The organism is Corynebacterium sp. (assembly GCF_030538285.1).
Classification (GTDB): Bacteria; Actinomycetota; Actinomycetes; order Mycobacteriales; family Mycobacteriaceae; genus Corynebacterium.
In genome coordinates, this window is record NZ_JAUNUG010000001.1 from 62,029 (window position 1) to 87,946 (window position 25,918).

General features: G+C 65.2%; 24 protein-coding genes and 4 tRNA genes. 21 read left to right on the forward strand and 7 right to left on the reverse strand.

Annotated elements, in window-relative coordinates:
* Positions 1-273, forward strand: coding sequence for a MoaD/ThiS family protein (locus Q4G50_RS00300; RefSeq protein ID WP_303375642.1), 273 nt, complete (start codon positions 1-3; stop codon positions 271-273).
* Here the strand turns inward: Q4G50_RS00300 and Q4G50_RS00305 are convergent.
* Positions 270-635, reverse strand: a complete 366-nt coding sequence (locus tag Q4G50_RS00305) for a phage holin family protein (protein WP_303375643.1) — start codon at positions 633-635, stop codon at positions 270-272. The two genes, Q4G50_RS00300 and Q4G50_RS00305, sit on opposite strands and share 4 nt — an antisense overlap.
* Positions 635-1,657, reverse strand: coding sequence for a pyridoxal phosphate-dependent aminotransferase (locus Q4G50_RS00310; RefSeq protein WP_303375644.1), 1,023 nt, complete (start codon positions 1,655-1,657; stop codon positions 635-637). Before Q4G50_RS00310 ends, Q4G50_RS00305 begins: the two co-directional genes overlap by 1 nt.
* An 80-nt stretch (positions 1,658-1,737) precedes the next feature.
* Here Q4G50_RS00310 and Q4G50_RS00315 point away from each other — a divergent pair.
* From Q4G50_RS00315 to Q4G50_RS00340, 6 genes are all read left to right on the forward strand, one after another.
* Positions 1,738-1,826, forward strand: a tRNA-Ser gene (locus Q4G50_RS00315).
* A gap of 1 nt (position 1,827) precedes the next feature.
* A tRNA-Arg gene (locus Q4G50_RS00320) sits at positions 1,828-1,903 on the forward strand.
* A gap of 101 nt (positions 1,904-2,004) precedes the next feature.
* Complete coding sequence (locus Q4G50_RS00325) at positions 2,005-2,787, forward strand: VOC family protein (RefSeq protein ID WP_303375645.1); 783 nt, start codon at positions 2,005-2,007, stop codon at positions 2,785-2,787.
* A 44-nt stretch (positions 2,788-2,831) separates the two neighbouring features.
* Positions 2,832-4,190, forward strand: a complete 1,359-nt coding sequence (mgtE, locus tag Q4G50_RS00330) for a magnesium transporter (RefSeq protein WP_303375646.1) — start codon at positions 2,832-2,834, stop codon at positions 4,188-4,190.
* A gap of 228 nt (positions 4,191-4,418) precedes the next feature.
* Complete coding sequence (locus Q4G50_RS00335; protein ID WP_303375647.1) at positions 4,419-6,023, forward strand: DASS family sodium-coupled anion symporter; 1,605 nt, start codon at positions 4,419-4,421, stop codon at positions 6,021-6,023.
* Between the two features lie 84 nt (positions 6,024-6,107).
* Positions 6,108-6,180: transfer RNA gene (locus Q4G50_RS00340), tRNA-Arg, on the forward strand.
* Positions 6,181-6,292: 112 nt separating this feature from the next.
* On the opposite strand, the gene Q4G50_RS00345 is transcribed toward Q4G50_RS00340, so the two are convergent.
* Complete coding sequence (locus tag Q4G50_RS00345) at positions 6,293-7,300, reverse strand: prephenate dehydrogenase (protein ID WP_303375648.1); 1,008 nt, start codon at positions 7,298-7,300, stop codon at positions 6,293-6,295.
* Positions 7,301-7,337: 37 nt separating this feature from the next.
* Between Q4G50_RS00345 and Q4G50_RS00350 the strand changes: the two genes are divergently transcribed.
* From Q4G50_RS00350 to Q4G50_RS00395, 10 genes are all read left to right on the forward strand, one after another.
* Complete coding sequence (locus tag Q4G50_RS00350) at positions 7,338-7,835, forward strand: tRNA adenosine deaminase-associated protein (RefSeq protein ID WP_303375649.1); 498 nt, start codon at positions 7,338-7,340, stop codon at positions 7,833-7,835.
* 41 nt (positions 7,836-7,876) lie between these two features.
* Positions 7,877-8,308 (forward strand): nucleoside deaminase, encoded by a 432-nt coding sequence (locus tag Q4G50_RS00355; protein ID WP_303375739.1) that lies wholly within the window; start codon positions 7,877-7,879, stop codon positions 8,306-8,308.
* A gap of 74 nt (positions 8,309-8,382) precedes the next feature.
* Positions 8,383-8,586: a CsbD family protein gene (locus Q4G50_RS00360; protein WP_303375740.1), complete on the forward strand. Its 204-nt coding sequence runs from the start codon at positions 8,383-8,385 to the stop codon at positions 8,584-8,586.
* 60 nt (positions 8,587-8,646) lie between these two features.
* Positions 8,647-8,737 (forward strand) — tRNA-Ser (locus Q4G50_RS00365).
* 105 nt (positions 8,738-8,842) lie between these two features.
* Entirely contained in the window at positions 8,843-11,332 is a 2,490-nt protein-coding gene (locus Q4G50_RS00370; RefSeq protein WP_303375650.1) for an MMPL family transporter, read from the forward strand.
* Positions 11,329-12,570, forward strand: a complete 1,242-nt coding sequence (gene tgt / locus Q4G50_RS00375) for a tRNA guanosine(34) transglycosylase Tgt (RefSeq protein WP_303375651.1) — start codon at positions 11,329-11,331, stop codon at positions 12,568-12,570. The genes Q4G50_RS00370 and tgt overlap by 4 nt, the downstream gene beginning before the upstream one ends.
* A 296-nt stretch (positions 12,571-12,866) precedes the next feature.
* On the forward strand, positions 12,867-14,165 hold the full coding sequence (locus Q4G50_RS00380) for a hypothetical protein (protein WP_303375652.1): 1,299 nt from the start codon (positions 12,867-12,869) through the stop codon (positions 14,163-14,165).
* Positions 14,166-14,167: 2 nt separating this feature from the next.
* Positions 14,168-15,829, forward strand: coding sequence for a GT4 family glycosyltransferase PelF (gene pelF, locus Q4G50_RS00385; protein ID WP_303375653.1), 1,662 nt, complete (start codon positions 14,168-14,170; stop codon positions 15,827-15,829).
* Positions 15,826-16,800: a putative glycoside hydrolase gene (locus Q4G50_RS00390; RefSeq protein WP_303375654.1), complete on the forward strand. Its 975-nt coding sequence runs from the start codon at positions 15,826-15,828 to the stop codon at positions 16,798-16,800. Before pelF ends, Q4G50_RS00390 begins: the two co-directional genes overlap by 4 nt.
* Positions 16,788-17,441, forward strand: a complete 654-nt coding sequence (locus Q4G50_RS00395; protein ID WP_303375655.1) for a hypothetical protein — start codon at positions 16,788-16,790, stop codon at positions 17,439-17,441. The genes Q4G50_RS00390 and Q4G50_RS00395 overlap by 13 nt, the downstream gene beginning before the upstream one ends.
* Here Q4G50_RS00395 and Q4G50_RS00400 read toward each other — a convergent pair.
* The 4 genes from Q4G50_RS00400 to Q4G50_RS00415 form a co-directional block, all read right to left on the reverse strand.
* A complete protein-coding gene (locus Q4G50_RS00400; RefSeq protein ID WP_303375656.1) occupies positions 17,324-18,412 on the reverse strand; it encodes an ABC transporter ATP-binding protein in 1,089 nt (362 codons plus the stop codon). The genes Q4G50_RS00395 and Q4G50_RS00400 overlap by 118 nt on opposite strands.
* Complete coding sequence (locus Q4G50_RS00405) at positions 18,397-20,118, reverse strand: iron ABC transporter permease (protein WP_303375657.1); 1,722 nt, start codon at positions 20,116-20,118, stop codon at positions 18,397-18,399. The genes Q4G50_RS00400 and Q4G50_RS00405 overlap by 16 nt, the downstream gene beginning before the upstream one ends.
* 3 nt (positions 20,119-20,121) lie before the next feature.
* A complete protein-coding gene (locus tag Q4G50_RS00410; protein WP_303375658.1) occupies positions 20,122-21,237 on the reverse strand; it encodes an ABC transporter substrate-binding protein in 1,116 nt (371 codons plus the stop codon).
* A gap of 92 nt (positions 21,238-21,329) precedes the next feature.
* Entirely contained in the window at positions 21,330-21,992 is a 663-nt protein-coding gene (locus Q4G50_RS00415; protein ID WP_368660617.1) for a queuosine precursor transporter, read from the reverse strand.
* A gap of 92 nt (positions 21,993-22,084) precedes the next feature.
* Between Q4G50_RS00415 and Q4G50_RS00420 the strand changes: the two genes are divergently transcribed.
* The 4 genes from Q4G50_RS00420 (at position 22,085) to aqpZ (ending at position 25,899) form a co-directional block, all read left to right on the forward strand.
* Positions 22,085-23,701 (forward strand): YPDG domain-containing protein, encoded by a 1,617-nt coding sequence (locus tag Q4G50_RS00420; RefSeq protein WP_303375660.1) that lies wholly within the window; start codon positions 22,085-22,087, stop codon positions 23,699-23,701.
* Positions 23,702-23,769: 68 nt separating this feature from the next.
* Positions 23,770-24,672, forward strand: coding sequence for a tRNA glutamyl-Q(34) synthetase GluQRS (gene gluQRS, locus Q4G50_RS00425; RefSeq protein WP_303375661.1), 903 nt, complete (start codon positions 23,770-23,772; stop codon positions 24,670-24,672).
* A gap of 22 nt (positions 24,673-24,694) precedes the next feature.
* Positions 24,695-25,123 carry a PAS domain S-box protein gene (locus Q4G50_RS00430; protein WP_303375662.1) on the forward strand — a complete coding sequence of 143 codons (429 nt, stop codon included), beginning with the start codon at positions 24,695-24,697 and terminating at the stop codon, positions 25,121-25,123.
* A gap of 20 nt (positions 25,124-25,143) precedes the next feature.
* Complete coding sequence (gene aqpZ / locus Q4G50_RS00435; protein ID WP_303375663.1) at positions 25,144-25,899, forward strand: aquaporin Z; 756 nt, start codon at positions 25,144-25,146, stop codon at positions 25,897-25,899.
* Positions 25,900-25,918: the final 19 nt, after the last annotated feature.

Sequence of the window (25,918 nt, forward strand, 5' to 3'; positions counted from 1 at the left end):
ATGCAGACTGGAACCGTGGAAATTCACTATTTCGCGGCCGCCCGGGCCGCCGCCGGATGCGCCTCTGAAACCGTGGACGTTATCCCCGCCACCCTCGGGGAGCTTCTCGACGCCCGCGCTACCGCCCACACCGGCCACACCGACGCCGGCATGAGCTTCGCTGAGGTGCTGGAACGCTGCACCTTCCTCGTCGACGGACGCCATTCGACCCGCGACACCCCGTTGGAGGGAGCATCGCGGGTCGATGTGCTGCCGCCTTTCGCCGGGGGCTAAACCTTCGGGGTGACCAGCCCGATCACCCAGGTGGCCACGCCCATGACGAGGGCGCCGATGAAAGCGGAAGTGAAGCCGTCGACCTGCAGACCCAGGCCCAGCGCCGCGGAAAGCCAACCGGTCAACAGGAACAGTAGGGCGTTGATCACTAGGGCGAACAGCCCCAGGGTGAGGACGGTCAGCGGCGTGCCTATCGCATGCGCGATGGGGCTGATCACGGCGTTGACCGCCATAAACAGCAACGCCACCCAGATAAACGCCCAGGGATCATCCGCTGGTTCGACAGAGATTCCGGGCACGATGCGGGTCACAAAGAACAGCGCAATCGCCGTGGTGATGATGCTCAGCAGTAGTCGGAACATCACAGACCTGCCTTCTGCCAGGCCGCCAGGAGCTGGTCGGCCTCGGCCTGCGTGGTCACGGTGATGCGCACGCCCTCGGGGAAGGCGCGGACCAGCACACCCTGCGCGGCGAGCCGCTCGGCGACGTCGACGGAGTCCACGCCCGGCAGCCAGATGAAGTTCGCCTGACTACGGCGGGCGCCGAGGGCGTCGGCGACGCGGTCGCGCTGCTCAACGGTCTCCTCGGTGCGTTCCAGCAGTTCATCGGCGCTATCCAGGCTGGCCAGGGCGCCAGCCTGGGCGACGGCATTGACGCCGAAGGGGATGCATACCTTGTCCAGCGCGCCGATGATCTCCGGGTTGCCGAACGCGTAGCCCACCCGCACGCCGGCCAGGCCATAAGCCTTGGAGAAGGTGCGCATCGCCACCACATTAGGGTGCTTTGCGACGGCCTCCGTACCCACCACCGTGTCTTCCGCCCGGTTGTACTCGAAATACGCCTCATCCAGGCCCACGATGACATCCTCGGGGACCTGCGCCATGAATTCATCGAACTCCGCCTGCGTGATCACCGCACCCGAGGGGTTATTCGGGTTGCACAGGAAGATGAGCTTCGTCTTCTCGGTGATCTTCGCGACCATGGTGGGTAGGTCGTGGCGGCCGTCGTCGAGAAGCGGGACCGGCACCGGAGTCGCGCCGACCACCTGGGCAAAGATCGGGTACGCCTCGAAGCTGCGCCACGCGAAGACGATCTCATCGCCCGCACCGGCGGTGATCTGCACCAACTGTTGGCACAGCGCTGAGGAACCGCAACCCACCGCCACGTGTCCGACCGGCAGATCCAGATGCTCCGCCAGAGCCTGCTTCAGCTGGGTGGAGAACATGTCCGGGTAACGGTTGGCGTTCGCGGCGGCCTGCGCCATGGCCTCCGCCGCCGCCGGGAGCGGGGCTGTGGACACCTCGTTGGAGGACAGTTTCAGCGCGTCCGGCTGGGCCTTCCCGGGAACATAAGCGGGCAGGGCGGCTAGGTCAGGACGAATCATGCGGCTGATTGTAGGCGGTTTGGCTTGCAGGTGGCCGGGCGGGTAGGATTCCTGCAGTTGCACCGTTTGCGCGTGTGACTGGAGACGTGCCAGAGCGGCCGAATGGGGCTCCCTGCTAAGGAGTTGCCTGCTTTGCGGCGGGCCGGAGGTTCGAATCCTCTCGTCTCCGCGCGCCCGTAGCTCAACGGATAGAGCATCTGACTACGGATCAGAAGGTTGGGGGTTCGAATCCCTCCGGGCGCACCACTGGGACCACCTACGGGTGGTCCTTTTCCGTCTGCTCCGGGGAGTAGGATTGTGACCGCGCGCACAGTTGTGGCGCATCCCCTCAAGGAGAGGACTCCGTAATGACCATCAATCACGGCGATCCCGTCTGGATGGATCTGTCCACCGACAACATCGAGGCCGCAGCTACCTTCTACCGTGAAGTCCTCGGTTGGGACTTTGAGCACCAGGGTGAGGAATACGGCGGCTATCACATGATCATGCGCGACGGTCAGCCCGTCGGCGGGGCGATGAGCTCGCTCATGGGCCCGGACGGCCCCACCGAGGAACCGCAGTACCCCACCGCCTGGACCATCTACCTCAAGGTCGACGACCTCGACGCTGCGCTCGAGGCGGTCGCCGAACACGGCGGCACCGTCGTCGTCCCGGCGATGGGCGTTGGTGATCTGGGCCGCATGGCGGTCATCTTTGACCCCGCCGGGGCAGGGCTGGGACTGTGGGAGCCGGGGAGCTTCGCGGGTTTTGTCCGTGACAACGGTCCTGGCTTCCCTGCCTGGTTCGAGGTGATGGCCCGCGACTATGACGCTGCCGAGCCCTTTTACCGGGAGGTCTTCGGGTGGGGCATCGGTTATATCGGGGAGGACGGCCAGCCGGCGGAGCAGCCTAGCGGGGACATTCGCTATGGTTCCACGCAGGCTGCCGGGCTCTGCGAGGCCGATCGTTTCCTAGCTCCCGGGGTGCCCAGCTTTTGGCGGGCTTATATTGCGGTCGAGGATGTGGACGCGAGCGTCGAGAAGCTCCGGGAGCTTGGCGGGACCGTGTTGGATGGGCCGATGGACACTCCTTTCGGACGGATCGCGACGGTCGCTGACCCGCAGGGCGGGAGCTTCCAGATCAGCTCCTGAGGGCCTCATGCTGTAGCGTTGACCAGCGGATAGAGGGAGGCGACATGTCTGAGGTCAACGTGATCGAGAAGCTCGAGAGGATCATCCGCGCGGACGGGGGAGTACCGCCGGAACGCGCGGCGGAGCTTTCTGAGCTTCTCGACGAACCCCCGATCAAGGATGTCGTCGCACTTGTTGAGCGTTCGACGGCGGTGCGCGCGGCGGTGGTCCTGCGGTTGCTGTCCCGTCAGCGGGCGATCGCCGTGTTTGACGCGCTCGACGCCGCGCATCAGGCCGACCTCATCGACGCCCTGGGCGATGAGTCCGTCACGGACTTCTTCGGTGAGCTCGATCCGGATGACCGGGTCTCGCTTCTCGACGAGCTGCCCGCCGAGATCGCCGAAAGGTTCATGCGCACCCTCGATGACACGGAGCGTGACATCACTGGTGTGGTGCTCGGTTACCCCAGGGGGTCGGTGGGACGTCGGATGTCGCCGGAGGTGCCGCACATTTACGACGACATGACGGCCGAGGAGATCCTGCAGAAGCTGCGCCGGGTGGCTCACGATGTGGAGACGATCTACACGCTGCCGATCATTCGCCGTGACCGGCGGCTGGTCGGGGTGGCGTCGCTGCGTGACCTGTTCACCGCGGAGGGATCGACCGGGGTGGCTGATCTAATGGCGAAGCCGGTGTTTGCTCACGCGCAGGACGAGGCGGAGGCGACCGCCCGCTGGTTCGTGCCCCTGGACATGCTGGCGATGCCGGTGGTGGATGAGTCGGAACGCCTGGTCGGCGTACTCACCTTCGATGACGCTGCCGACATCATCGAGGAGGCGGATTCGGAGGACACCGCCCGTTCCGGCGCGTCCGAACCGTTGCAGCAGCCCTACTTATCGACGCCGCTGGTGAAGATCGTGAGATCCCGCATCGTGTGGCTGCTGGTGCTGGCGATCTCCGCGTTGCTCACCGTGCAGGTACTGGACACCTTCGAGGACACTCTCGCCGCCGCGGTGGTGCTCAGCCTGTTCATCCCGCTGCTCACGGGCACGGGCGGCAACACGGGCAATCAGGCGGCGACCACGGTCACCCGTGCTCTGGCGCTGGGCGACGTCCGACCGCGCGACGTCGCTGCCGTCGCGTGGCGGGAGATCCGGGTGGGCATGCTGCTCGGCGCCGTGCTGGGCACGCTGGGTTTCGTGCTGGGCACGCTGGTCTACGGGCTCCCAATCGGCATGGTCATCGGTTCAACCCTGCTGCTGGTGTGTACTTTTTCGGCGACGGTGGGTGGGGTGATGCCGATCATCGCGAAGAAGGTCGGCGCGGACCCGGCGGTCTTTTCCAACCCGTTCATCTCGACGCTGTCGGATGCGACCGGTTTGATCATCTATTTCCTCATTGCCAAGTCTGTCCTCGGCCTGTGAGTTGGCATGAAAGTTCCCTGCCACCCCCGGATAGGGGGCGGTCGCGGCGTCAGATGGGCGGTCTGTGCAGGTGAATGCCCGAATCGGGGCGTATGTGACCTGCCGTACTGAGTTGGCAAAAAGTGGTGCCGTCCACTTATGTAACACGTAGGGAGTGCTCACTTTTTCCTGGAGGGCACTTCGACTAATCCTGTCCCGCATACATCACATAAGGATCGTGCACCCACCATGAGCACTCCTCACTCCGACGTGGAGAACCGCAAGGCAGAGCCGACGGTCGAACCCGCACCGGGCGACCTCAGCGAGACCCGCGATCCCCGCGAATGGTATCGCCAGGCCTTCGGCCTCATCCTCGGCCTGGTCCTCGCAGCCCTGGTCTACTTCCTCTTCCCCTCCAACGCCGCCGAGACGGTCCTCCAGTCCGCCGGCGCTGACCCGGAAGCCGAGTACAGCCACATGGCGATGCGTATCGTCGCCGCCACCACCATTTGGATGGCCGTGTGGTGGATGACCGAGGCCATTCCGCTGGCCGCCACCGCCCTCATTCCGATCGCGGTCTTCCCGCTGGCGGGTGTCGCTACGTTTGCGGAGGTTGGTTCCCCTTACGCCAGTTCCACCATCTTCCTCTTCCTCGGTGGCTTCCTCCTGGCCCTGGGTCTGCAGCGCTGGAACGTGCACCGTCGCATGGCGCTGGCCGTGGTCATGGCGGTGGGCACCAGCCCGAAGCGTCTCATCCTCGGCTTCATGATCGCCACCGGCTTCCTGTCCATGTGGGTGTCCAACACCGCGACCGCCGTCGTCATGCTCCCCATCGGCCTGTCCGTGCTGTCGCTGACCGCCGGCCTGGTCGGTGGCATGCGCAAGCAGAAGAAGTTCGCCACGGCCCTCATGCTGGCCATCGCCTACTCCGCATCGATCGGCTCCCTGGGTACCCTCATCGGCACCCCGCCGAACGCCCTGCTCGCCGGTTACATGAGCGAGGCCCACGACATCGTCATCGGCTTCGGCCAGTGGATGATGGTCGGCGTGCCCGTGGCCGTGGTGTTCACCGTCATCGCATGGCTGGTGCTCATCACCGTGTTCAAGCCGGAGATGGACGAGATCCCGGGTGGCCGCGAGCTCATCCGCGAGGAAATCAAGAAGATGGGTAAGTGGACCCAGCCGCAGATCCTCGTCACCATCATCTTCGTGCTGGCTGCCCTGTCCTGGGTGTTCATCCCGCTCATCATGGACTGGACCGGTTCCGCGCTGGCCTACAACGATGCCATCGTCGGTGTCATCGCTGGTCTGCTCATGTTCGCCATCCCGGCGGACGGCAAGACCGGTGTCCGTCTCCTTGACTGGAAGACCGCCAACGAACTGCCGTGGGACGTCCTGCTGCTCTTCGGTGGTGGCCTCTCCCTGTCGGCCATGTTCACCAACACCGGCCTGTCCCTGTGGATCGGTGAGGTGGCCAAGGGCCTGGAGGTCCTGCCGATCTTCCTGCTCATGGGTGCTGTCGCCCTGCTGGTCCTGGTGCTCACCGAGTTCACCTCGAACACCGCCACCGCCGCGACCTTCCTGCCCATCATGGGTGGCGTCGCTGTCGGTATCGGCCTGACCGGCGCGACCGAGATGAACGTCCTGCTGCTCACCATCCCGGTTGCCCTGTCCGCCACCTGTGCGTTCATGCTGCCGGTGGCCACCCCGCCGAACGCCATCGCCTTCGGCTCCGGCTACGTCAAGATCGGCGACATGATCAAGGGCGGCATCTGGCTCAATGCCATCGCCGTCGTGCTCATCACCCTGGCCGCTTACTTCATCGCTGTCCCGGTGTTCGGCCTCGTGATCTAAAAGCGCGCTGACCAGCTGATTTGTCTGTCCCGACCGCTGCCATGTAATGTTACATCTCGTTGCACGGCAGCAGCCGGACAGCAAGCGCCCGTAGCTCAACGGATAGAGCATCTGACTACGGATCAGAAGGTTGGGGGTTCGAATCCCTCCGGGCGCACAGTGAAGGGCCACCGAGAGGTGGCCCTTTTTGCATCACGACGGATAGTCACACTGGGTTGGTGCACTTTGGCTGTACTTAAGCATGGGGCATTTGCACCAACCCAGTGCCCCTAGAAAATGTCGATCCGTGCGCCCAGGGATTCCGCCTGCACGAGCTGGCTGACCCACGTCGGGGCGCCGGGGTGCAGGCGCAGCAGGGGGCGTGAGGAGATCTTGACGGGGGAGACGGATTCGCCGCGCGCGCCATGGCGGGCCTCGAAGCGCACGCGGGCGGCGTAGCCGGAGTCGGCGAGCTGCGAGATGTCGGGGCGGGGCTTGGCGAGGGAGGCGCGGGCGTCGTTAAGCAGGTCGAGGGCTTCATCAAGCGCCACGACGACGGCGTCGGCGTTCGTCTCACACATCGCACGCACCAGCGAGGGCTGCGTGCCGGCGACGCGGGTGGAGTCGCGGAAGCTGCCGGCTGCCAGGGACTGGGCGAGGGCGCCGCCGTTGTCACCGACGATGGCGAGAGTCTCGGCGAAGAGGTGGACGAGGTGGGAGATGCGGGCGACCGCGGCGTCGTGGTGTTCGACGCGGGCGGGGATGGCGTCGGCGCCGACCGCCAGGATCATGCGGACGACGTCGGTCCACAGCTGGATCCACTCGGGGGAGGCGTCGGGGGCGTGGTCGTAGGTGATCACCCAGGCGGCGCGGGTGAACAGGCCTTCCTGGGAGGCGGACCAGCCAGAGTCAGCGGTGCCGGCCATGGGGTGGCCGCCGACGTAGCGGTCCTGCAGGCCGCGTTCCTTGACCAGGGCGTAGACCTCGGCCTTGACGGAGACGACGTCGGTGAAACCGCAGCTGGGTGCGTGTTCTGCGATGGCGTCGAGCATCCCGGGGATGGCGGGCATGGGGGCTGCCATGACGATGAGGGCTTTGTCTTGCTCGGCGCGTCGCAAAGTGGTGGCGAGGTCGTCGGAGGCGTCGAAGCCTTCCTCGTTGGCGGCGCGGGCACCGGCGCCCGAGCGGTTGTATCCGTAGACGTCGTGGCCGCGGGCGGCCAGGTCGCGCAGGAGGGAGCCACCGATGAGTCCGAGGCCGAGGATGCAGATGGGGCGGGTAACGTTCGTCGAGGTCACCTGACAAGTGTCCCACAACAGGACTAGTCTCACCGGTATGGAACACGAGGAGTACGGCCGTAGCTTCGCCGTGACGGTCACCCGGGCCGATGGGCACTGGGTGGTGCGTTCATTCGACGATGATTTTTCTGCGCTGGCGACCTCTGTGCAGGCGGTGCGGCAGTTGCGGAGTGAGGGGCCAGCGTTCGCGTTGTTGTGCGTCGATGATGACTATTTCGTCATCGTCCGCCCCACGCCGAATGGGGTGCAGGCACTCGTGTCGGATGCGACGATGGCGGTTGATGATGATTTCGCCGCGGAGATCCTCAGTGAGCTGGATGCGGAGATCCCGGACCTGGATCCGGATGAGCTCGATGATGTGGACGGCTGGCCGGACGGCGATTTCGACCTCCTCGCCGACGTGGGCCTGAGCGAGGAGATCCTCGGGGTCATCGCCGACGATGATGATCTGTGGCCCTCCGAGCAGCTGGTCCGTATCGCGGAGGAGCTTGGTTTCGCTGATGAGCTTATCGACGTCGCGGGGGTCGACGATTGATCCTTCCCCGCGAGGAGGGCCTCGTGCGAGCTGAGCGGCTCATGCGCCGCGCCCTGGAGGTCGCGGCCATGACCCCGCCCGGCGACGTGCCCGTGGGAGCCGTTATTTTCGGCCCGGATGGGCGCGAGCTGGCGTTTGCCACCAATCGCCGCGAAGCCGACGGGGATCCCACGGCGCATGCGGAGGTGCTGGCGATTCGGCGGGGCGTCGAGAAGCATGGCGATGCGTGGCGCCTGAGCGGGTGCACGCTGGTGGTCACCCTGGAACCGTGCACAATGTGCGCGGGTGCCGTGCTCGGAGCACGGGTGGATGAGGTGATTTTCGGGGCGTGGGAGCCGAAGACCGGCGCCTGCGGCTCGCTTATCGACGTCCTCCGCGCCCCCGGCCAGCTCCACCGCCCGGATGTGCGCGGCGGGGTCCTGGAGCGAGAGTGTGCGGCCTTGCTGGCGGGGTTCTTCAAATCTTTACGTTAACGTTATGCACCATTTCTCATGTGTCGCTACCCTGGGACATACATCACATCAACAGAAAGGTTATGCACATGAGCATCGGAGACAAGATGGAGAACCTCGGCGGCAAGATCAAGGAAGGCGCCGGCAAGCTTACGGATAACGAGCGCCTCGAGGCCGAGGGCAAGGCCGACCAGACCAAGGCTGACGTCAAGGAAGGCGCCCGCGAGGCTGGCGACAAGGTTAAGGAAGCCGGCGACAACGTCCTCGGCTCCGTCCAGGATGCCAAGCGCGAGAACTAATTTGGCAGGCCGCGGCACGCTCGATTAGTCTTGACCGAGGTCCTGGCTGACAGTGACCAAGGTGGCGTGTCCGAGCGGCCGAAGGTGATCGCCTCGAAAGCGATTGTTGGGTAACCCCCAACCGAGGGTTCAAATCCCTCCGCCACCGCCAACCTGAAGGCCCCGACCGCAAAGGTCGGGGCCTTCGTCCATGTCGGGCCCCCTCGGTAGACTGGCCCTGTTCGCTTAATTCTCGTGTGAGGAAAGCCCATTTACCGTGGCTAAATTTCTGTTCAAGCTGGGACGCTGGTCCTTCCACCGCAAGTGGATCGTCATCCTCGTATGGCTGGCGGCGCTCGCCGGTGTGGCCGGCGCAGCCGTGGCCTTCCAGAAGCCGTTCTCCAACGAATTCTCTATCGGCGGCACGCCTTCTATTGAGGCGACCAAGGTGCTGGTGGAGAAGTTCCCGGAGGGCGGCAACCCCGTCAATGCGGCGAGCGTCAACGTGGTGTTCGCCGCGCCAGAGGGTGAGCAGTTGGCGGATCCGGGGAATTCCGCGGCGATTGACACGGTGGTCACCCATATTGCGGACAATCTTCCTGATCTGACCGACACGGAGAGATTCGGCAACCCCGTGGAGGTCTCGCCTGCCCTGCAGCAGGGGGTCATCGACATGATGACGGAGCAGGGGTTGCCGGAGGAGTCTGCCCGCGAGGACGCCGAGAACCTGGCGATGGTCTCCGAAGACGGCCGCATCGGCTACACCACCTTCACCATTGATGTGCCCTCATCGATGGACGTGACGGATGAGCACCGGGCCATCGTCAATGAAGCCATGGATCTGGGTCGTGAGCAGGGCATTCAGGTCGAGGCCGGCGGTGCCGGTTTCGGTGATCCCATCACGGTGAAAACCACCAGTGAGATCGTCGGTCTGGCGGTCGCGTTTGTGGTACTCATCGTCACCTTCGGTTCGCTCATCGCGGCCGGACTGCCCGTGCTCACCGCCGTTATCGGCGTGGGTATCGGCGCGCTGACGATCATCATCGCCACCGCGTTCATCGAGCTGAACAACATCACCCCGGTGCTGGCCGTCATGATCGGCCTGGCCGTGGGCATCGACTACGCCCTGTTCATCCTCTCCCGCTATCGGGCGGAGCGGTCCCGCATGCCTGCCGATGAGGCCGCCGGCATGGCCGTGGGCACCGCCGGATCCGCGGTGGTCTTCGCCGGTGCCACTGTCATCATCGCGCTGGCGGCGCTGACCATCGTCAACATTGAGTTCCTCACCGCCATGGGTCTGTCGGCGGCGTTCACGGTGCTCGTCGCCGTGCTCGTCGCCCTCACCTTCATCCCGGCGTTGCTCGGCGTGCTCGGCGACCGCACCTTCAAGGCACCGGTGCCCGGCGTAGCCGGCAACCCGTGGAAGAAGCGCGAGAAGAAGGAGGGAAGGCGGCGTCGAAAAGCAAAGCCGACGATGGGTAACCGCTGGATCCGCTTCGTGCGCCGCGTCCCCGGCCTGGTCATGGCCGTCGTCGTGCTCACCCTCGGGGCCCTGTCCTACCCGGTGCTCAACATGGAGCTCTCGCTGCCCTCAGACTCGACCTCCAACCTGGACACCACCCAGCGCAAATCCGCCGACCTCATGGCCGAGGGCTTCGGCGAGGGCGTCAACGCGCCCTTCCTGGTCATCGTCGACGCTGACGAGATCAACCCCGACGCCCCTGCCCTGGCACCCCTGGTGCAGGCGCAGGAATCGATGGCCGGGGAGGGGGAAACGGTGGATCGTCGAGAAGCAGCTGTGACCAGCTCCTTCCTCTACACCGTCGCGCAGCTGAAAAACGTCGGCGGCGTCAAGCACGCTCAGCTGGTGGGCATGAACCCGGACACCGACGCCGCGCAGATCATGGTCACCCCGTTCACCGGGCCGGATGACCAGTACACCACCCAGGTGTCGCATGCTCTGCGTGAGCAGGGCGAGCAGATCGCCGACGCCACGGGTGCTGACATCGGGCTCACCGGCCTCACGGCCGTCCAGATGGACATCACCGAGAGGCTGTCGGAGGCCATGCCGATCTACCTGGGGATTGTCGTTGGTCTGGCGATATTCCTGCTGCTCGGCGTGTTCCGTTCCGTCATGGTGCCGCTCGTCGCCGGATTGGGCTTCCTGCTCTCGGTCGGCGCGGCCTTCGGCATGACCGTGCTCGTGTGGCAGGAAGGCCTGTGGGATCTGGTGAACACCCCGGCCCCGCTGATTTCCTTCATGCCGATCTTCCTCATCGGTGTCACCTTCGGCCTGGCCATGGACTACCAGGTCTTCCTGGTCACCCGCATGCGTGAGCATTACATCAACCTGCGCGTGAAAGCCCACGAGGACCCCGACCCGGATGTCCCGCGGGCGATCTCCAAACTCGATGCCGTCGAGGAATCCACCATCATCGGCTTCACCCGCGGAGCCCGCGTGGTCACCGCCGCCGCGCTCATCATGATCGCGGTGTTCGTGGCCTTCATCGACCAGCCCCTGCCGTTCATCCAGATCTTCGGCTTCGCCCTCGGTGTGGGCGTGTTCTTCGACGCGTTCTTCGTCCGCATGGCGCTCGTGCCCGCCACGATGTTCCTCATGGGCAGCGCCACCTGGTGGATCCCCCGCTGGCTCAACCGCCTCATCCCCCGCATGGACATCGAGGGCACTGCTCTGGAGAAGGAGTGGGAGGAACGGCACGCCGCGCAACAACAGCACCGCAAGGAAATGGAGAAGGTCACCTCATGACCGACCTGTCATTCGCACTCGGCACCGAACTCGAATCCGGCCCCGGCCGGCACGGGCGGACCGGCACCATCCACACCCCGCACGGTGATATCCAGACCCCGGCGTTTATCCCGGTGGCCACTAAAGCGACGGTGAAAACGCTCACGCCGGAGCAGATCACCCAGACCGGTGCGCAGGCAATCCTGTCCAACGCCTACCACCTCTACCTGCAGCCCGGCGCCGACATCGTCGACGAGGCGGGCGGCGTGGGCCGCTTCGAGAACTGGTCGGGGCCCACCTACACCGACTCCGGCGGCTTCCAGGTGATGAGCCAGGGTGTCGGCTTCCAGAAAACCCTGACCATGGAGCAGAAGGATGGCCAGGACTGGGGCCGGGAGAAGAAGAACTTGGCACGGGTCGACGAGGAGGGCGTCGACTTCGTCAGCTTCATCGACGGCTCCCGCCACCGCTTCACCCCGGAGATCTCCATGCAGATCCAGCACCAGCTCGGCGCGGACATCATCTTCGCCTTCGATGAGCTGACCACCCTCATGGACACCCGCTCCTACCAGGAAGCTTCCGTCGAGCGCACGCATCGCTGGGCGGCGCGTTGCATCGAGGAGCACAACCGGCAGACTCAGCTGCGGGAGGACAAGCCGCTGCAGTCGCTATGGGGAGTCATCCAGGGTGCCCAATACGAGGACCTGCGGCGCAAGGCCACCCGCGACCTGGTGTCGCTTTCCGACGCCAGCGTTGCCGCCGGGCAACGCGGCTTCGGTGGTTACGGTATCGGCGGGGCCCTGGAGAAGGAGAATCTGGGCACGATCGTCGGCTGGGTGTGTGATGAACTACCCGCGGACAAGCCGCGCCACCTGTTGGGTATCTCCGAACCGGATGACATCTTCACCGCCGTCGAGGCCGGCGCCGACACCTTCGACTGCGTGGCCCCCACCCGCCTGGCGCGCCGGGGTGGTGTCTACACACTCGACGGGCGCCTCAACCTAATCAACGCCGGCTTCAAGCGTGACTTCCGCGGTATTGATGAGGAGTTTGGCGGTTACGTCTCCGAGACTTACTCCCGCGCGTACCTGCGGCACCTGTTCAAGGCGAATGAGTTCCTCGGGATGACGCTGTGCACGATCCACAACCTGTCATTCATGATCCGGCTGGTGGATAACATCCGGGCGTCGATAGAAGGCGGCTACTTCGAGGACTACCGCACGGAGTTCATGGGGCGCTACTACGCGAAGAAGCGCTGACCTGCCTGTAGCTAGGTGGGCCGTGTGTAGCGGGTGCTGCGGCTAGCCGCAGGGGCGACTTTTGGGTAGTCCAACTCTCTTAATCTTTTGACAGGTTGAGCGGAAATCTCCACTATCTCTGGCATTTTCCTGTCACGCTCCTAATAACATGGCAAATTCTCAGGTCTCAGTTTGATAACGGGCGTTCCTAAAGGAAGTGTTGGATATAGCTGCATTTCCTGATGAGAGGCCCTCAGACGGTGAAAACGTCACGAGACATCCCCCTTGAACCGAAATTGTTCGGTATCATCGCCGCCTTGGCCGCCACGCTCGTGGCGTGGCTCTGGCTCTTCCTCGGGGAACCTGACCCGTTCCGTTCCATGGCTTTCGGCGGGGTGGTGTGTCTCCTCGTCGTGGGATACGCACTCAGCCGCGGACAAGTGTGGCCGGTGCTGGTGCAGATGTCGCCTACGGCTTTGTTGATGACAGTCTTCCCGCTCATCGTCGGCACCCTGGGGGAGACCATCACCCTGGTCCTCATGGTATCCATTACGGTCCCGTGGATCTCCCACGCTGTCACCCTGCCCTTCTATCGCCCGTTGCAGCAGGCAGACCGCAACGACGCCGCAGCGTTCTACCGTGCCTTCGCCCGCGTGTGGCCACCGATGATCGCCGCCTCCCTGCTCTCCGTGGCGCTGTTCGCGGTGGTGATGGCGACCATCACGGGCTGGGCTGGCGTCGAGATCGGGTTCTATGTTTTCGGCCTCGTCACCAACCTGATTTTCGCCCAGTCACTTATTCCCGCCCAGGAGACGAAGCGTTATTTCCGTATCTTTGCTGGCTGGGCTCTCTACGCCGGCGCACTTTTTCTCGCCCCGCACCTGTGGTTCCTGGCTCCCCTGGTCGGCCTCCTGCCGCAGCTGGCCCTATTGGGCCGCGGACTCACCGGGCTGGCCGTCCCGCGGGCTCTGCCGCTCCGCCCGCTCCTGCGCGAGACTGTCATCGGTCTGTCCCTGGGTTCTGTGCTGTGGGCGGACAAGTTCTTCCTCATCGCACTGAACATGAACCGCGTGGACATCATCACCGTCTACGTCGGCCTCATCCCCGTGGTGGTGGCCATCGCCTTCTATTTCTCCTCCCAGTACCCGATCCTGCGAGCCAGCCTGGACACGCTTATGTCCGGGATCAATTCCGCCCCCATCCCCACCCTGCGGTCCACCGGTAAGCAGACCCGTCGACAGCTGTGGAACACCATGGCCACCACCGTTTTCGTTGCCGCCGGCACCGGGCTGGGTGTCATTCTCATCTCCGGTGGGCTGCCCATTGAGCACAGTCCCTTCAGCCTCATGCTCTTCCTGGTGCCTACGGTGCTGTTGGGGCTGCACCTGTCGCTCTACCAGCTCACCCAGTTCGAACTCGATGAGACGGCGGCCTGGTTGGGCGGGATTTTTCTGGCGACCACGTTGTTGGCCTTTGTCTTCCTGGAGCCTGAGTTCGCCTATATCGTCGTGTTGCTTGCTTCGCTGGGAGTGATGCTCGCGGCGCTGAAGTGGACCTCCGACAGTGTCACCGATGTCCCTTACGAGCAGTTCTGGCAGAAGGCGGTCGCGTGGTGAGCGTGGCGCACACTCCTATCCTGCGGCTTCCGGGCGATGAGCGGGAGTTGCCGCTTGTCGACGTCGCCATCGTCATGGAGTCCACCTACCCCTTCCTCAAGGGCGGGGTGTCCGCGGTGGTCCACGACATCATCACTCACAACCCGGATCTGAGCTTCGGCATCATCCACATCGCCTGGGACACCAAAGCCCCGTCGGAGGACCTGTACGGCATGCCCGCCAACGTGCAGTGGGTTGACGTGCTCTACCTCTCCCTGGAGGAAAATGGTGCGGATTTCCGCGCGGCTGTGGAAAACCCGCGGGAGGAGCAACAGGTCACACAATTCATTGACGCCGTGCAGGCGGCGCTGAACGGCCATTACGCCCCCATGCGTCAGTTGTACCTCGATGCGGTCAACCCACAGACCCGCACGTGGCGGCTGTGGTCGGTGCTGGTTGACCGCCAGTTCATGGAGGCCGCCGTCCACGCCACCCGCGGGGCCACCGACATCAGCCTGGGCGAGTTGTTCTGGCTCATGCGGGATTTCTTCTCGTTGGCCTATTCATTGCTGGATCGGGTGCATCCGCCGGCGCGGGTCTACCACGCCCACACCACCGGCTACGCCAGCCTGGTTTCGGCGGCGGCGAAGATCCAGAACGACGGGGCCTTCCTGCTCACCGAGCACAATCTCTACGTCCGCGACACCGTCAACACACTGCTGGAGCGGCCGATGAACCTGCCGGTCACCATGCAGTCGCACGAGCTGCACGCCAGCAGCACCGTGGAGAAGTTCTGGACCCGCTGGTGGACCGTCCTGGGCGCCATGCTCTACCCGGAGACCGACCACATCACCTACCTCTATCCCAACGCGATCACCGAGGCCGCTGACCTGGGCGGTGACCGCTCCAAATCGGAGATCCTGCCCAACGGCATCGTGTGGGAGGAGTTCGACTATGCGCGGGCGCGGCGTCGAGAAGCTCGCGACAACCTGGACACCAAGAAGACATGGCGGTTGGCGTGCATCGCCCGGGTGGTGCCGATTAAAGGAATCATCGAGCTTATCGACGCCGCCGCCCTCCTCGTCGAACGCGGCGTCGATAATGTTGTCATCGACGTCCTCGGCCCCACCGAGCACGTCCCGGAATACTACGAGCAGTGCCTCGCGCGGATCCGCGAGCACGAACTCGAAGGCCGGGTGACCCTGCGCGGCACGGTCGCCGTGCGCGACGTCCTCCACGATTACGATGCGCTCATCCTCGCCAGCTTCAACGAAGGCCAGCCCGTGGTGGTGCTGGAATCGATGGTCATCGGACTGCCGGTCCTGGGCACCAACGTCGGTGGCATGGACCAGCTGGTCATCGACCCCCTCGAAGACCCTTCCGACCCCGATGCCCGCACCATCGGGCCCTGCGGCGACCTTGTTGAACCGGGTGATGTGGCCGGCCTGGCCGACATGGTCCAGCGGATGGTGGCCAGCCCCGAGCTCTACCGCACGTGGAGCGACAATGCGCTCGACCGGCTGCGCACCGTCTTCCTCATGGAAAGCGTCATGGTCCGCTACAACGCCATCTACCGTCGCCTCGGCGCGCAGCCGGAGCGCGCCACCCGCACCGCGGATCTCGGGCGCGGGCCCGAGGACATCACTGACGGACCCTTCGAGCGTTACCCGGAGCCGAGCGCATGACCCCGCGTCTGGCCTGGCTCCGTTACGCCGGCCCGCTCACCGAGGAAGAGATCGACGAGGCCGCCGGGCGCTACCGCGCCGTGGTGCTCCAACCCTGGGAGATGCACGCCGCGCGCCGACTCAAGGAGGCGGACCCCACCTGCACCGTCCTGGCCTACAAATGTCTGTCCTCCATCCGTGATTACGAGCCCGGCCCCGTCTACAGCTCCGGGATCAGCCCGGCCTTGTCGGAGCAGCTGCACACCGCCGCCGCCGTGCCCGAGTGGCGTCAGTACCGCGGCCACCGTCAGCAACGGGTGTGGGACGAGTCTTACCAAAAGGCGTGGGTGGAGTGTGTCGTCGCTGAACTCACAGGCAGCCCCTTCGACGGGATCATGGCTGACAATGACGTGTGGGATGACTACTACGGGCACGGGCTCGACATGGAGCTCGTCCGCGCCGGGCTGGAACAGCTTGTCCAGCGGGCCGGAACCGCGCTGAGCGATATCGGCAAGGTGCTGGTGCCCAACATCGCCGAATCCCGCCGTGAGCCCGGGCGCTGGGCCCGCCACTCCGCCTTCGGCGGGGGTTTCGAGGAATGCCTCATCGGCTGGGGCACACGCGACGACGGCTGGCTCGACATCCCCGACATCCTCGCCCAGTTCGCCGAGCTGGACGTCCCGGGTCTCATCATCGCCCGCGTGCCCGGCGATGGCTCACCTGCGGATACCTCCCTGCCGCTCGCGGTCGCCGCGGCGTACGTGTTCTGGCCCCACCGGGATGTCGCCGTCACCGCCACGGCCCACGACGGCTACCACGCCATGCCCTTCATCGATGTCCCTGACCTGGGTGAACCCACCAGTCCCATCATCGACTGCCCCGGCGGCCCCGGTGTTTTCCGCCGACTGTTCACCCGCGGTGAGGCCTGGGTCAACCTCGGCCCCGCTACCGCCCACCTGCCCGGACATGCAGGCCATTGGTGGACGGACTGATGGTGGACTGGGAGCATTTCGCCTACCATCGCGCCCGCCGCGCCGGGCACGATGGGCGCTTGCGGCGACTGGCCTCCCTGTCCCCGCTTATCGACGCCCCCGTCCTCACCGAGATCATCGGCAATCACCGCCCCGAGGCGGTGGGGGAGCAGATCATCTACCGCGGCGCGGTGACGCTGCGGGACATTCTCTACGACTATGATGCCCTGCTGCTTCCCGACCCGCGCCCGGAGCACGCGGACCAGGTGCTGGAGGCGATGGCGGTCGGACTGCCGATTCTGGGGGCACCCGCCGGGTGGCTGGCGGATCTGGTACTCGGACCGGAACCCTGTGGGGCGCTGGGAGCGGACATTCCCGCGCTGGTGAAGCGGCTCGCGGCTGACCCTGAGCTGTATCAACGCTGGTCAGCGGCCGCCCTGGGCCGGGCGCGACAGCGCCTGGCACGGCCCGCGCCCACGCCACCGCCCCAAGTGGCCGCCGCGGAACGCTACCCGGGGCAGGAGCGGATGTTGCAGGCAGGCGGCTACTCCCCGGCGGGCAGCACCCAACCACGCGCGGCGTCCGTCGACAGCCGGACGCGGGTGCCCTCGGGGTGGACATCGGAGGCCTCGGGGTTGGCCAAGCTGGCCAACAGGCGCTGACCCTGCCAGTCGAGCTCATAGTCGACGCGCTCGCCCATGAACGCGGAGACGGTGACGGTGGCGATGTCGGCGCCCTCTGCTCCCTCGTCGAGCGGGGTGACCACCAGCGACTCGGGTCGGATGAGCAGCACCGCCGGATTATCCCGTTCCTGCAAGTCAGGGTGCGCGGGGACGGTGATGCCGTGGCCGAAGACGGTGACCCGCGCCCCCTCCTCCTCCACGCAGGCGACGTCGACATTGAGCAGGTTGGCGCGGCCCACGAAGCCGGCGACAAAAGCGGTGGCGGGACGGCGGTAGAGCTCGGTGGGGGTGGCGACCTGCTCGATGCGCCCGGCGTTCATCACGACGACGAGGTCACTCATGGCCATCGCCTCGGACTGGTCGTGGGTGACGTAGACGGCGGTAGCCCCCAGTTCACGCTGCAGCTGGCGGATGCGCAGGCGCATGCGCTCGCGCAAGGTGGCGTCGAGGTTGGACAGCGGTTCGTCGAAAAGCATCACCTGCGGGCGGGTGACCATGGCGCGCGCCAGGGCGACGCGCTGCTGCTGTCCACCGGACAGCTGCCCGGGGGAGCGGTCACCCAGGCCCGTCAGGCCCATCTGGTCGAGGGCTTCGTCGACGCGGGTGGCCAACTCGACGCGCTTGACGCCGGCAGCGTGCAGGCCGTAGCCGACGTTCTCGCGCACGTTCAAGTGCGGGAACAGGGCGTAGCTCTGGAAAACGAGGCTGATGGGGCGCTTATCGGGGGAGACGCGAGTGAGGTCGGCGCCGTCGAGAAGCAACTCGCCGGACGTCGGGGACTCGAAACCGGCGATGGTGCGCAGCACGGTCGTCTTGCCGCAGCCGGAGGGCCCGAGGAGGGTGACGAAGGTGCCCGGGGCGATGTCGAGGTTGAAACCATCGACGGCGCGGTGACCGGAACGCGGGTTATAGACCTTGACCAGGTCTTTGAGGGTCAGACGGCCTGCCACTGGCGGGCTCCTTCCATGCGGCGGGTGATCAGGTGGATGACCAGCATGGCGAGCAGCACGATGATGATCAGGATGGTGCAGAATGCGAAGGCATTACCGAAACGCCCGCGGTCGACCTCGGCGTAAATCTGCGAGGTGAGGATGCGTTGCGAGGGCGTGGTGAGGAAGATGACCGCCGACACGCTCGTCATCGACCGCGCGAAAGCATAGGTCAGGCCCGCCAGCAGCGCGGGGCGCAGCAGCGGCATGGTGATTCGCCGGAAGGTGCCCGCCTCGGACTGGCCGAGTGAGATCGACGCCTCCTCCAACGCGGGGTCAATCTGCCGCAGCGCGGAGATGCCGTTGCGCTGACCGACGGGGGAAGAACCGGCGACAAACACCATGATGATGGCGATTGCACCACCGAACACCGCGCCGCCGCCGGCCAACGCGGGGGCCAGGGGGATGCCGAAAACGGTTGTCGAGGAGTTATAGACAATGAGGTAACCGATGCCGACGACCGTGCCCGGCAGCGCCATGCCCAGCATGCCGAGGAAGTCGACGACCCCGGCGGTGCGCTGCAGCCGCGTGACCACCAGCCAGGCGATGAACACGCCCAGCAGTCCGGCAATCGGCGTGGCGATGAGCGCGAGGAGGGTGGTGTCGATGATCGCGTCATTGCCCACACCGGTGAAGATGTAGCGGTAGTTGTTCAGCGTGAAGGTGTTGTTCACGCCGAGGATCCGCACGAAACCTCCGAGCAGGATCGCGCCGTAGATGATGAGCACCAGCGCGGCGACAATATAGGCGACGATGAGCGCCGGGATCTTCAGCCAGGGCGTCTCAATCGCCACGTGCCGGCCTGTCGGCTTACCCGAGACCGACACCGTTGACGCGCGTTCCGCCCAGTAGCGCTGCAGCAGGAAAAGCGTGACGGCCGGCAGGAGCAGCACCATGGAGTAGGCGGCGCCGCCCGGCAGGTTGTACTCGCCGATGATCGCCAGGTAGGCGCGCGAGGCCAGCACCTGGAAATCTCCGCCGAGGACCAACGGATTCGACAGATCCGAGATCGTCTCGACGAACACCAGCAGGAACGCCCCCGCAAACCCCGGCACCAGCATGGGTAGGGTAACGGTCCGCAGGATCCGCAGGCGGTTCGCGCCCAGCGAGAATGCGGCCTCCTCATGCGCCGGGTCGAGGGCCCGCAGCATGCCGAGCAGGTTCATGTACGCCAGCGGCAGGTACGACAGGGTGAGCACGAACAGCAGGCCCCAGAACCCGTAGATGTCCAGGCGATAGCCGAAGATGCCCTGCGTGATCATGCCGGAACGCCCGAACAGGGTGATCGTCGCCGCGGCGACCGCAAACGGCGGGGACACGATCGGCAAAAGAGTGAGGAAGTGGATGGCGCGGCGCCCCAGGAAATGCATGCGGGCCTGCGCGAAAGCGAGAATGAACGCCAGCACGGTAGTCAGCGTGGCCACCGACAGGCCCAGCTGCAACGTGTTGAGCAGCAGCTGCCGGTTGATGCGCGAGGTGGCGAAACTGCTCACCACCGTCCATCCCTCCACCGACAGCGCATAACGGAACACACCCCACAGCGGCCACCCGATGAGGGCGGTGATGATGAGCAGTACGGCGGCGAGCAGAACGCGGCTGTTGCGCATCGGTGTCGCCTTCTTCTGCTTATCGACGCCCGCGCCCGGCGCCGCTGTCAGCGTGGTCATCGTTTAGTTGGACTCTTCCTCGGCGGGCTCCTCGGCGACCTCGGCGTCGAAACGCGCGGTCAGGGCGGAGCGGGCCTCGCCGGCGGCGGCGAAGTCATAGTCGACGAGGGTGATGTCATCGAAGGAGACCATGCGCGGATCCTCGACGGCGTCCGGGTGGGTGAGGATCTGGAAGGCGTTGTTCTCCGGGCCCAGGTCCTGCGCGGCCGGGGTCAGTGCCCAGTCGATGTAGGCCTTGGCGGCGTCCGGGTTCTTCGCACCCTTCATCAGTGCGACACCGCCGATCTCGTAACCGGTGCCCTCCTCCGGGAAGGAGACGACCAGGTCATCGAAGCCCTCCTCCTGGTGGGAGACGCAGTCGTGGGAGAAGACCATGGCGACGGCCACCTCACCGCGGCCGGCAGACTGGGCCGGGGCGGAACCGGAGCGGGTGTACTGCAGGATGTTGGAGTTGAAGTCGCGCATGTAGTCGAGTGCCTCATCCTCGCCGCCGAGACGCTCCACCTGGGTCCACAGGGTGGTGAACGCGGTGCCGGAGGTGGACGGGTGGGCCATCATGAGTTCACCCTGCAGCTCCGGGACGGTGAGATCATCCCAGGAATCCGGGACGTCGACGCCGAGCTCCTCCAGGCGAGACTCATTGGAGCAGAAGCCCAGCGCACCGAGGTAAACGCCAGCCCAGTAGCCCTCAGGATCGACGACGTCGTCGTCGAGGTCGGCGGCGTTCGGGGACTCGTACTGCTCCAGCAGACCCTCCTGGGTGGCGGCGATGAAGCCGTCGACCGGGCCGGCGTGCCAGACATCGAACTCCGGGTTGTCGCCGGCGGCCTGGAAACGGGCCACCGCCTCGCCGGAAGACATGCGGACGTAGTTGGTGGTGATGCCGGACTCAGCCTCGAAGGCATCGGCCCAAGCGGCGCAGAGCACCTCGTCAGCGGTGCAGGCGACGGTGATCTCACCCTCGGCGGCAGCGGCCTCGGTGGCGGTGGCAGCGCCGGTGGTGGCGGTGGTGGTGCCGTCGGTGGTCTCCTCCTCGACGCTGCCGCACGCGGCGATGGTCAGCGTGGAGACGGCGAGCAGGGAAAGGAATGCGGTACGGCGGGACTTCAGAGCAGACATGGGGGCTCCTGGTGGGAAGCGGACGTGTACCGGGGACACCTTTCCCCATCGAAATTAAAGTGCCGTCAACTGAACATTAATAGGTGGTGAACTTAGTAGTCCTCCCGCTTTTTCACCCAGGCGATGACCGCGTAGGTCACGGGTAGCAAGGCCACCTCGATCAGTGTCTTCCACAGGAAGCCGACGATGACGTAGTTGATCAAGTCGCTGGCTGTGGCAATCCCGATCACTGGCGCCGCGATGAGGCAGAACAGCAGCGTGTCCCCGAACTCACCGACCACCGTCGAGCCAATGAGCCGCGCCCACAGTGACTTCTCACCTGTGCGTTGCTTGATCTTCACCAGCACCCAGGAGTTGAGCAGCTGGCCGACGAGGTAACCGGCCAGCGAGGCCACCACGATCTGTGGCACCAGGCCCAGGATGTAGGCGAATTCCTCCTGCGAATCATAGAAATCAGCCGGGGGCAGCCAGATGGCGACATAGAAGGACATCACCGCCAGCAGGGTCACCGCGAACCCGGTGATAATCGCGCGCCGCGCCGCCTTGAACCCGTAGCACTCGGCCAGCACATCGCCGAGGACATAGGCCAGCGGGAAGAGGAAAAAGGCGCCGTCGGTGATCAGCGGGCCGACGGCCACGCCCTTGGTGGCCAGAATGTTGGAGATGAGGAAGACCGCGACGAAAAACGCCACGATAGCGGGGTAGTAGCTGCGCTGGAGGGGGATGAAACGGGTGTCGCTCACGCTTAGGATGATCCCACACTGATGTCTGCGTGCGGGGGGTAAGTCTGGGGGTGGTGTCAATATATCTTGCTGCGGCAATAGCTCACATCGGCCACAATAACCTCATGATCTTCTCCCGAATCTCTGCGACTGCCGCTGCACTGGCTCTCGCCGCCACCGCTCTCACTGTCCCTCAGGCCGCTGCCTTACCTACCAATCCCGTCTCCCCGCCGAACGGGACCAGCGGTTCCTGTGCGGCCTCCGCGTCCGCGACGGCCAACGTGCCGGGCGATAGTCCGCGGCAGCAGACGGGTGCCATCCCCGGCACCGTGACTGTGGGTGTGCAGAACTGGTCCAACGCCAACGGGACCTTTGGTATGCGCCCGTTTGTCCGTGCCTACGGCGTTGCCGAGCGGTGGATGACCGATTCGACGCTCACCTTCGAAACCGATGGCCCGGAAGGGGAGTACTCCGTCCGCGCGCACACTGAACCCATTCCAATCACGGCGCACACGGTGCCGATCACCCACAGTTTTGCCCCCGTTGTGGGCGAGAAGGGTGGTTTCATCGCTGAGCTGGGCAACTTCAATGCCAATGAGCCAGGGTGGGGAGCCGCCGCCACCAATGCCGCGCTGTGGTACATTGGCGGCCCGATCGAGGAAGAGGTCAACGGTACCGTCTCCATCGACACCACTGTTCTGCCTTGGCCATCGGAAAACGTCAACTGCCAGCCGCTGGGTGTCGTCCCCGGCTCTGGTCCGGTAGCGGCCGTCGGTTCCCCGCAGGGCACCGGCGCTGTGGTCACCGCCGGTGACGCCGCCGATCATGCGCGTATGTACGGCAATGTCTACCTGCCGGGGACTGACACCCTGGTGGAGGGGGCGGAGGTCACCGTCAACCCGGATGGCACGGTGTCCCTGTCCCTGCCGGTGGGCGTTGATGCGGATGCGGTGGAGATCCAGCTGCGTGCAAAGCCGCGCGAGGATGAGGCCACGTTCGAGGCCTACAACGTCGACTGGAATGTCGGAGAACGCTTCACGGTGAACATCGTTGACCAGGTGGACGGCAACACCCCCGGCTACTACCATGCGGTCACCCACCCGGGCGTGCCGATCACGTTGCAGCAGAACCGTGACCTCGACATGCCGGAGGGCACCACCTACGAGATCGTCGGGGACCCGCTGACGGATCCGCTCAGTGATGGCTGGGAGTACGTCGTCGACGCCTCCTCCGGTGCTCTCACCGTGACTCCGCCGGAGGACGCACAGACCGGTGACTACATCGTCGTATCCGTTGAGGTGACCTACCCGGACGGTTCGACCGAGACGATCGAGGGGCATGTCACCGTGGTTGATCGAGGCCAGCCGATCAGCCAGGAGGAGGGTTCCTCTGTGGATGGTCGTTGCATCGCCACTGCCGGTGCCGTGATCACCCCGCTGGCTCTGCTGGCGCCGCTCGCGTTGGCCAGCCAGGTCGACATTCCGGGTGTCTCCCCGATGATCCGCGATCTGCAGGTGCAGCTGCAGCGGGCCAACAATGACCTGCAGCAGGGTCTGGGCATCAACAACCCGGAGATCGCCCGCCTGGCCGCGCAGATCAATGAGGCTCTGGGGCCGGATGCGATCCGCGTCCTCGGTGCCGCCGGTGTCGCCGCGCTGAGCCTGCTGGCTGTCGGTGTCATCGCTGACGCCTGCCTGCCGGGCGCGGGTGGATCCTCCGGATCCTCCCTCTCCAGCGAGTAATACTGACCTACCTGCACCCGCCCACGATGATCGTGGGCGGGTGTCGTCATTCCCGCTACCCTGGAATCATGACTCACGCAGGCCGCTACGCCCCGTCCCCCTCCGGAGACCTGCACTTCGGCAATCTCCGCACCGGTCTCATTGCCTGGCTTTTCGCCCGGCACACCGGCCGAGATTTCTTGTTGCGGGTGGAGGATATTGACACCCAGCGTTCGACGATCGATTCGGCCCATCGTCAGATCGATGATCTGCTCACCCTCGGCCTGACCTTCGACGGGGACATTCTCTACCAGTCGGAGCGTTTCCCGGCGTACCAGCGGGCCCTGGACATGCTTGACGCCCGTGGCTTGGTCTACGAGTGCTATTGCTCCCGCAAGGACATCCAGGATTCGGCCCGCGCCCCGCACACCCCCGCCGGCTCCTACCCGGGCACCTGCCGGGACTTGTCTGAGGGTGAGCGGGCTAAGCGTCGAGAAGCTCTTGCTGAGCAGGGGCGCACGCCTGCGTTGCGCCTGCGCACGGACGTCGATGAGTTCACCATCCAGGACCACTACCACGGTGCGTACACCACTGAGGTCGATGATTTTGTATTGCGCCGCGGCGGGCAGGCGCCGGACTGGGCGTACAATCTGGCGGTTGTCGTCGATGATGGTTTTCAGGGTATCGACCAGGTCGTCCGCGGTGAGGATCTACTTTCCTCCAGCCCGCGCCAGGCCTACCTGGCGACGTTGCTCGGCATTGAGCTGCCCGAATACGTCCATGTCCCGCTGGTGATCAACGAATCCGGGCAGCGTCTGGCGAAGCGCGACGGCGCCGTGACCCTGCGCGAGATGCTTCTCGACGACCCGGTGTTCAAGGTCGTCGAAAAGCTCGCCGCCTCACTCGGCTATCCAGGAGTGAACACCCTCCAGAAGCTCCGCGAGGTTTTCGATCCGGCGGATCTGCCCCGCGATGCCCTGGTGTGGCGCTGATCACGCGCGTATATTTGTCCGCATGAACCCGGACAAAATTGCCGAGCGCATCGTCGCCGACTCTCCCGACGCCATCATCTACTGCGACCGCACCGGCACCATCCAGCTCTGGAACGCCGGGGCCGAGCGCATCTTCGGCTGGACCTCCGCGGAAGCAATCGGCGAGAACCTCGACATCATCATCCCGGAAAAGTACCGCGACGTGCACTGGAAGGGGTGGGAGCGCGTGATGGTCTCCGGTGAGACCAGGTACGGCGCCGAACCACTCGCCGTCCCCGGCTTGCACAAGGACGGCTCGGCCATGTCGCTGGAGTTCTCCATCATGATGCTTCACGACGTCACCGGTGATATCCAGGGCATCGCCGCCATCATGCGCGATGTGTCAGTTCGTTGGGCCCGCGAGAAGGAGCTCCGCGCCCGAGTACGCGAGCTGGAGTCGCAAAATACTTAACAAGAGCTAAGATCCGAGACATGCATACAAGTATGGTCTCGCGCCTCGCGGCGGAATTCCTCGGCACCTTCGTCCTCGTCTTCGGCGGCGCCGGTAGCGCTATTTTCGCTGCTTCCGTCCTCGCCGGCGACAACGCCAATATCAACATGGGCATCGGCTTCGTCGGTGTCTCCCTCGCCTTTGGCCTCACTGTCCTCACCATGGCCTACGCCGTCGGTCACATCTCCGGCGGACACTTCAACCCTGCGGTCACCCTCGGCGCTGTCCTTGCCGGGCGCGTCGAACCCGCCGCCGTCCTCCCGTACTGGCTCGCTCAGCTCATCGGCGGTATCGCCGCTGGTGGTGTCCTGTGGGTCATCGCCTCCGGGAAGGAAGGCTTCTCCGCCGTCGAATCTGGCTTCGCGACGAACGGCTACGGCGACCTTTCCCCCGACGGCTACTCCCTGGCCGCCGTCCTCATCGCCGAGATCGTCCTCACCGCGATCTTCCTCTACATCATCCTCGGCGCCACCGATAAGCGCGCCCCGCAGGGCTTCGCCCCCATCGCGATCGGCCTGGCGCTGACGCTCATCCACCTGGTGTCGATCCCGATCTCCAACACCTCCGTCAACCCGGCCCGCTCCCTCGGCGTGGCCGTCTTTGCCGGATCCGAGCCGCTCATGCAGGTCTGGGCCTTCTTCCTGGCCCCGCTGCTCGGTGCCGCCATCGCCGGCTTCACCTACAAGTTCCTCTTCCCGGATCAGTCGGATCACGTCTTGGAGGAGATCGGTAGGTAGATCGCCGTGCAGCAGTGAC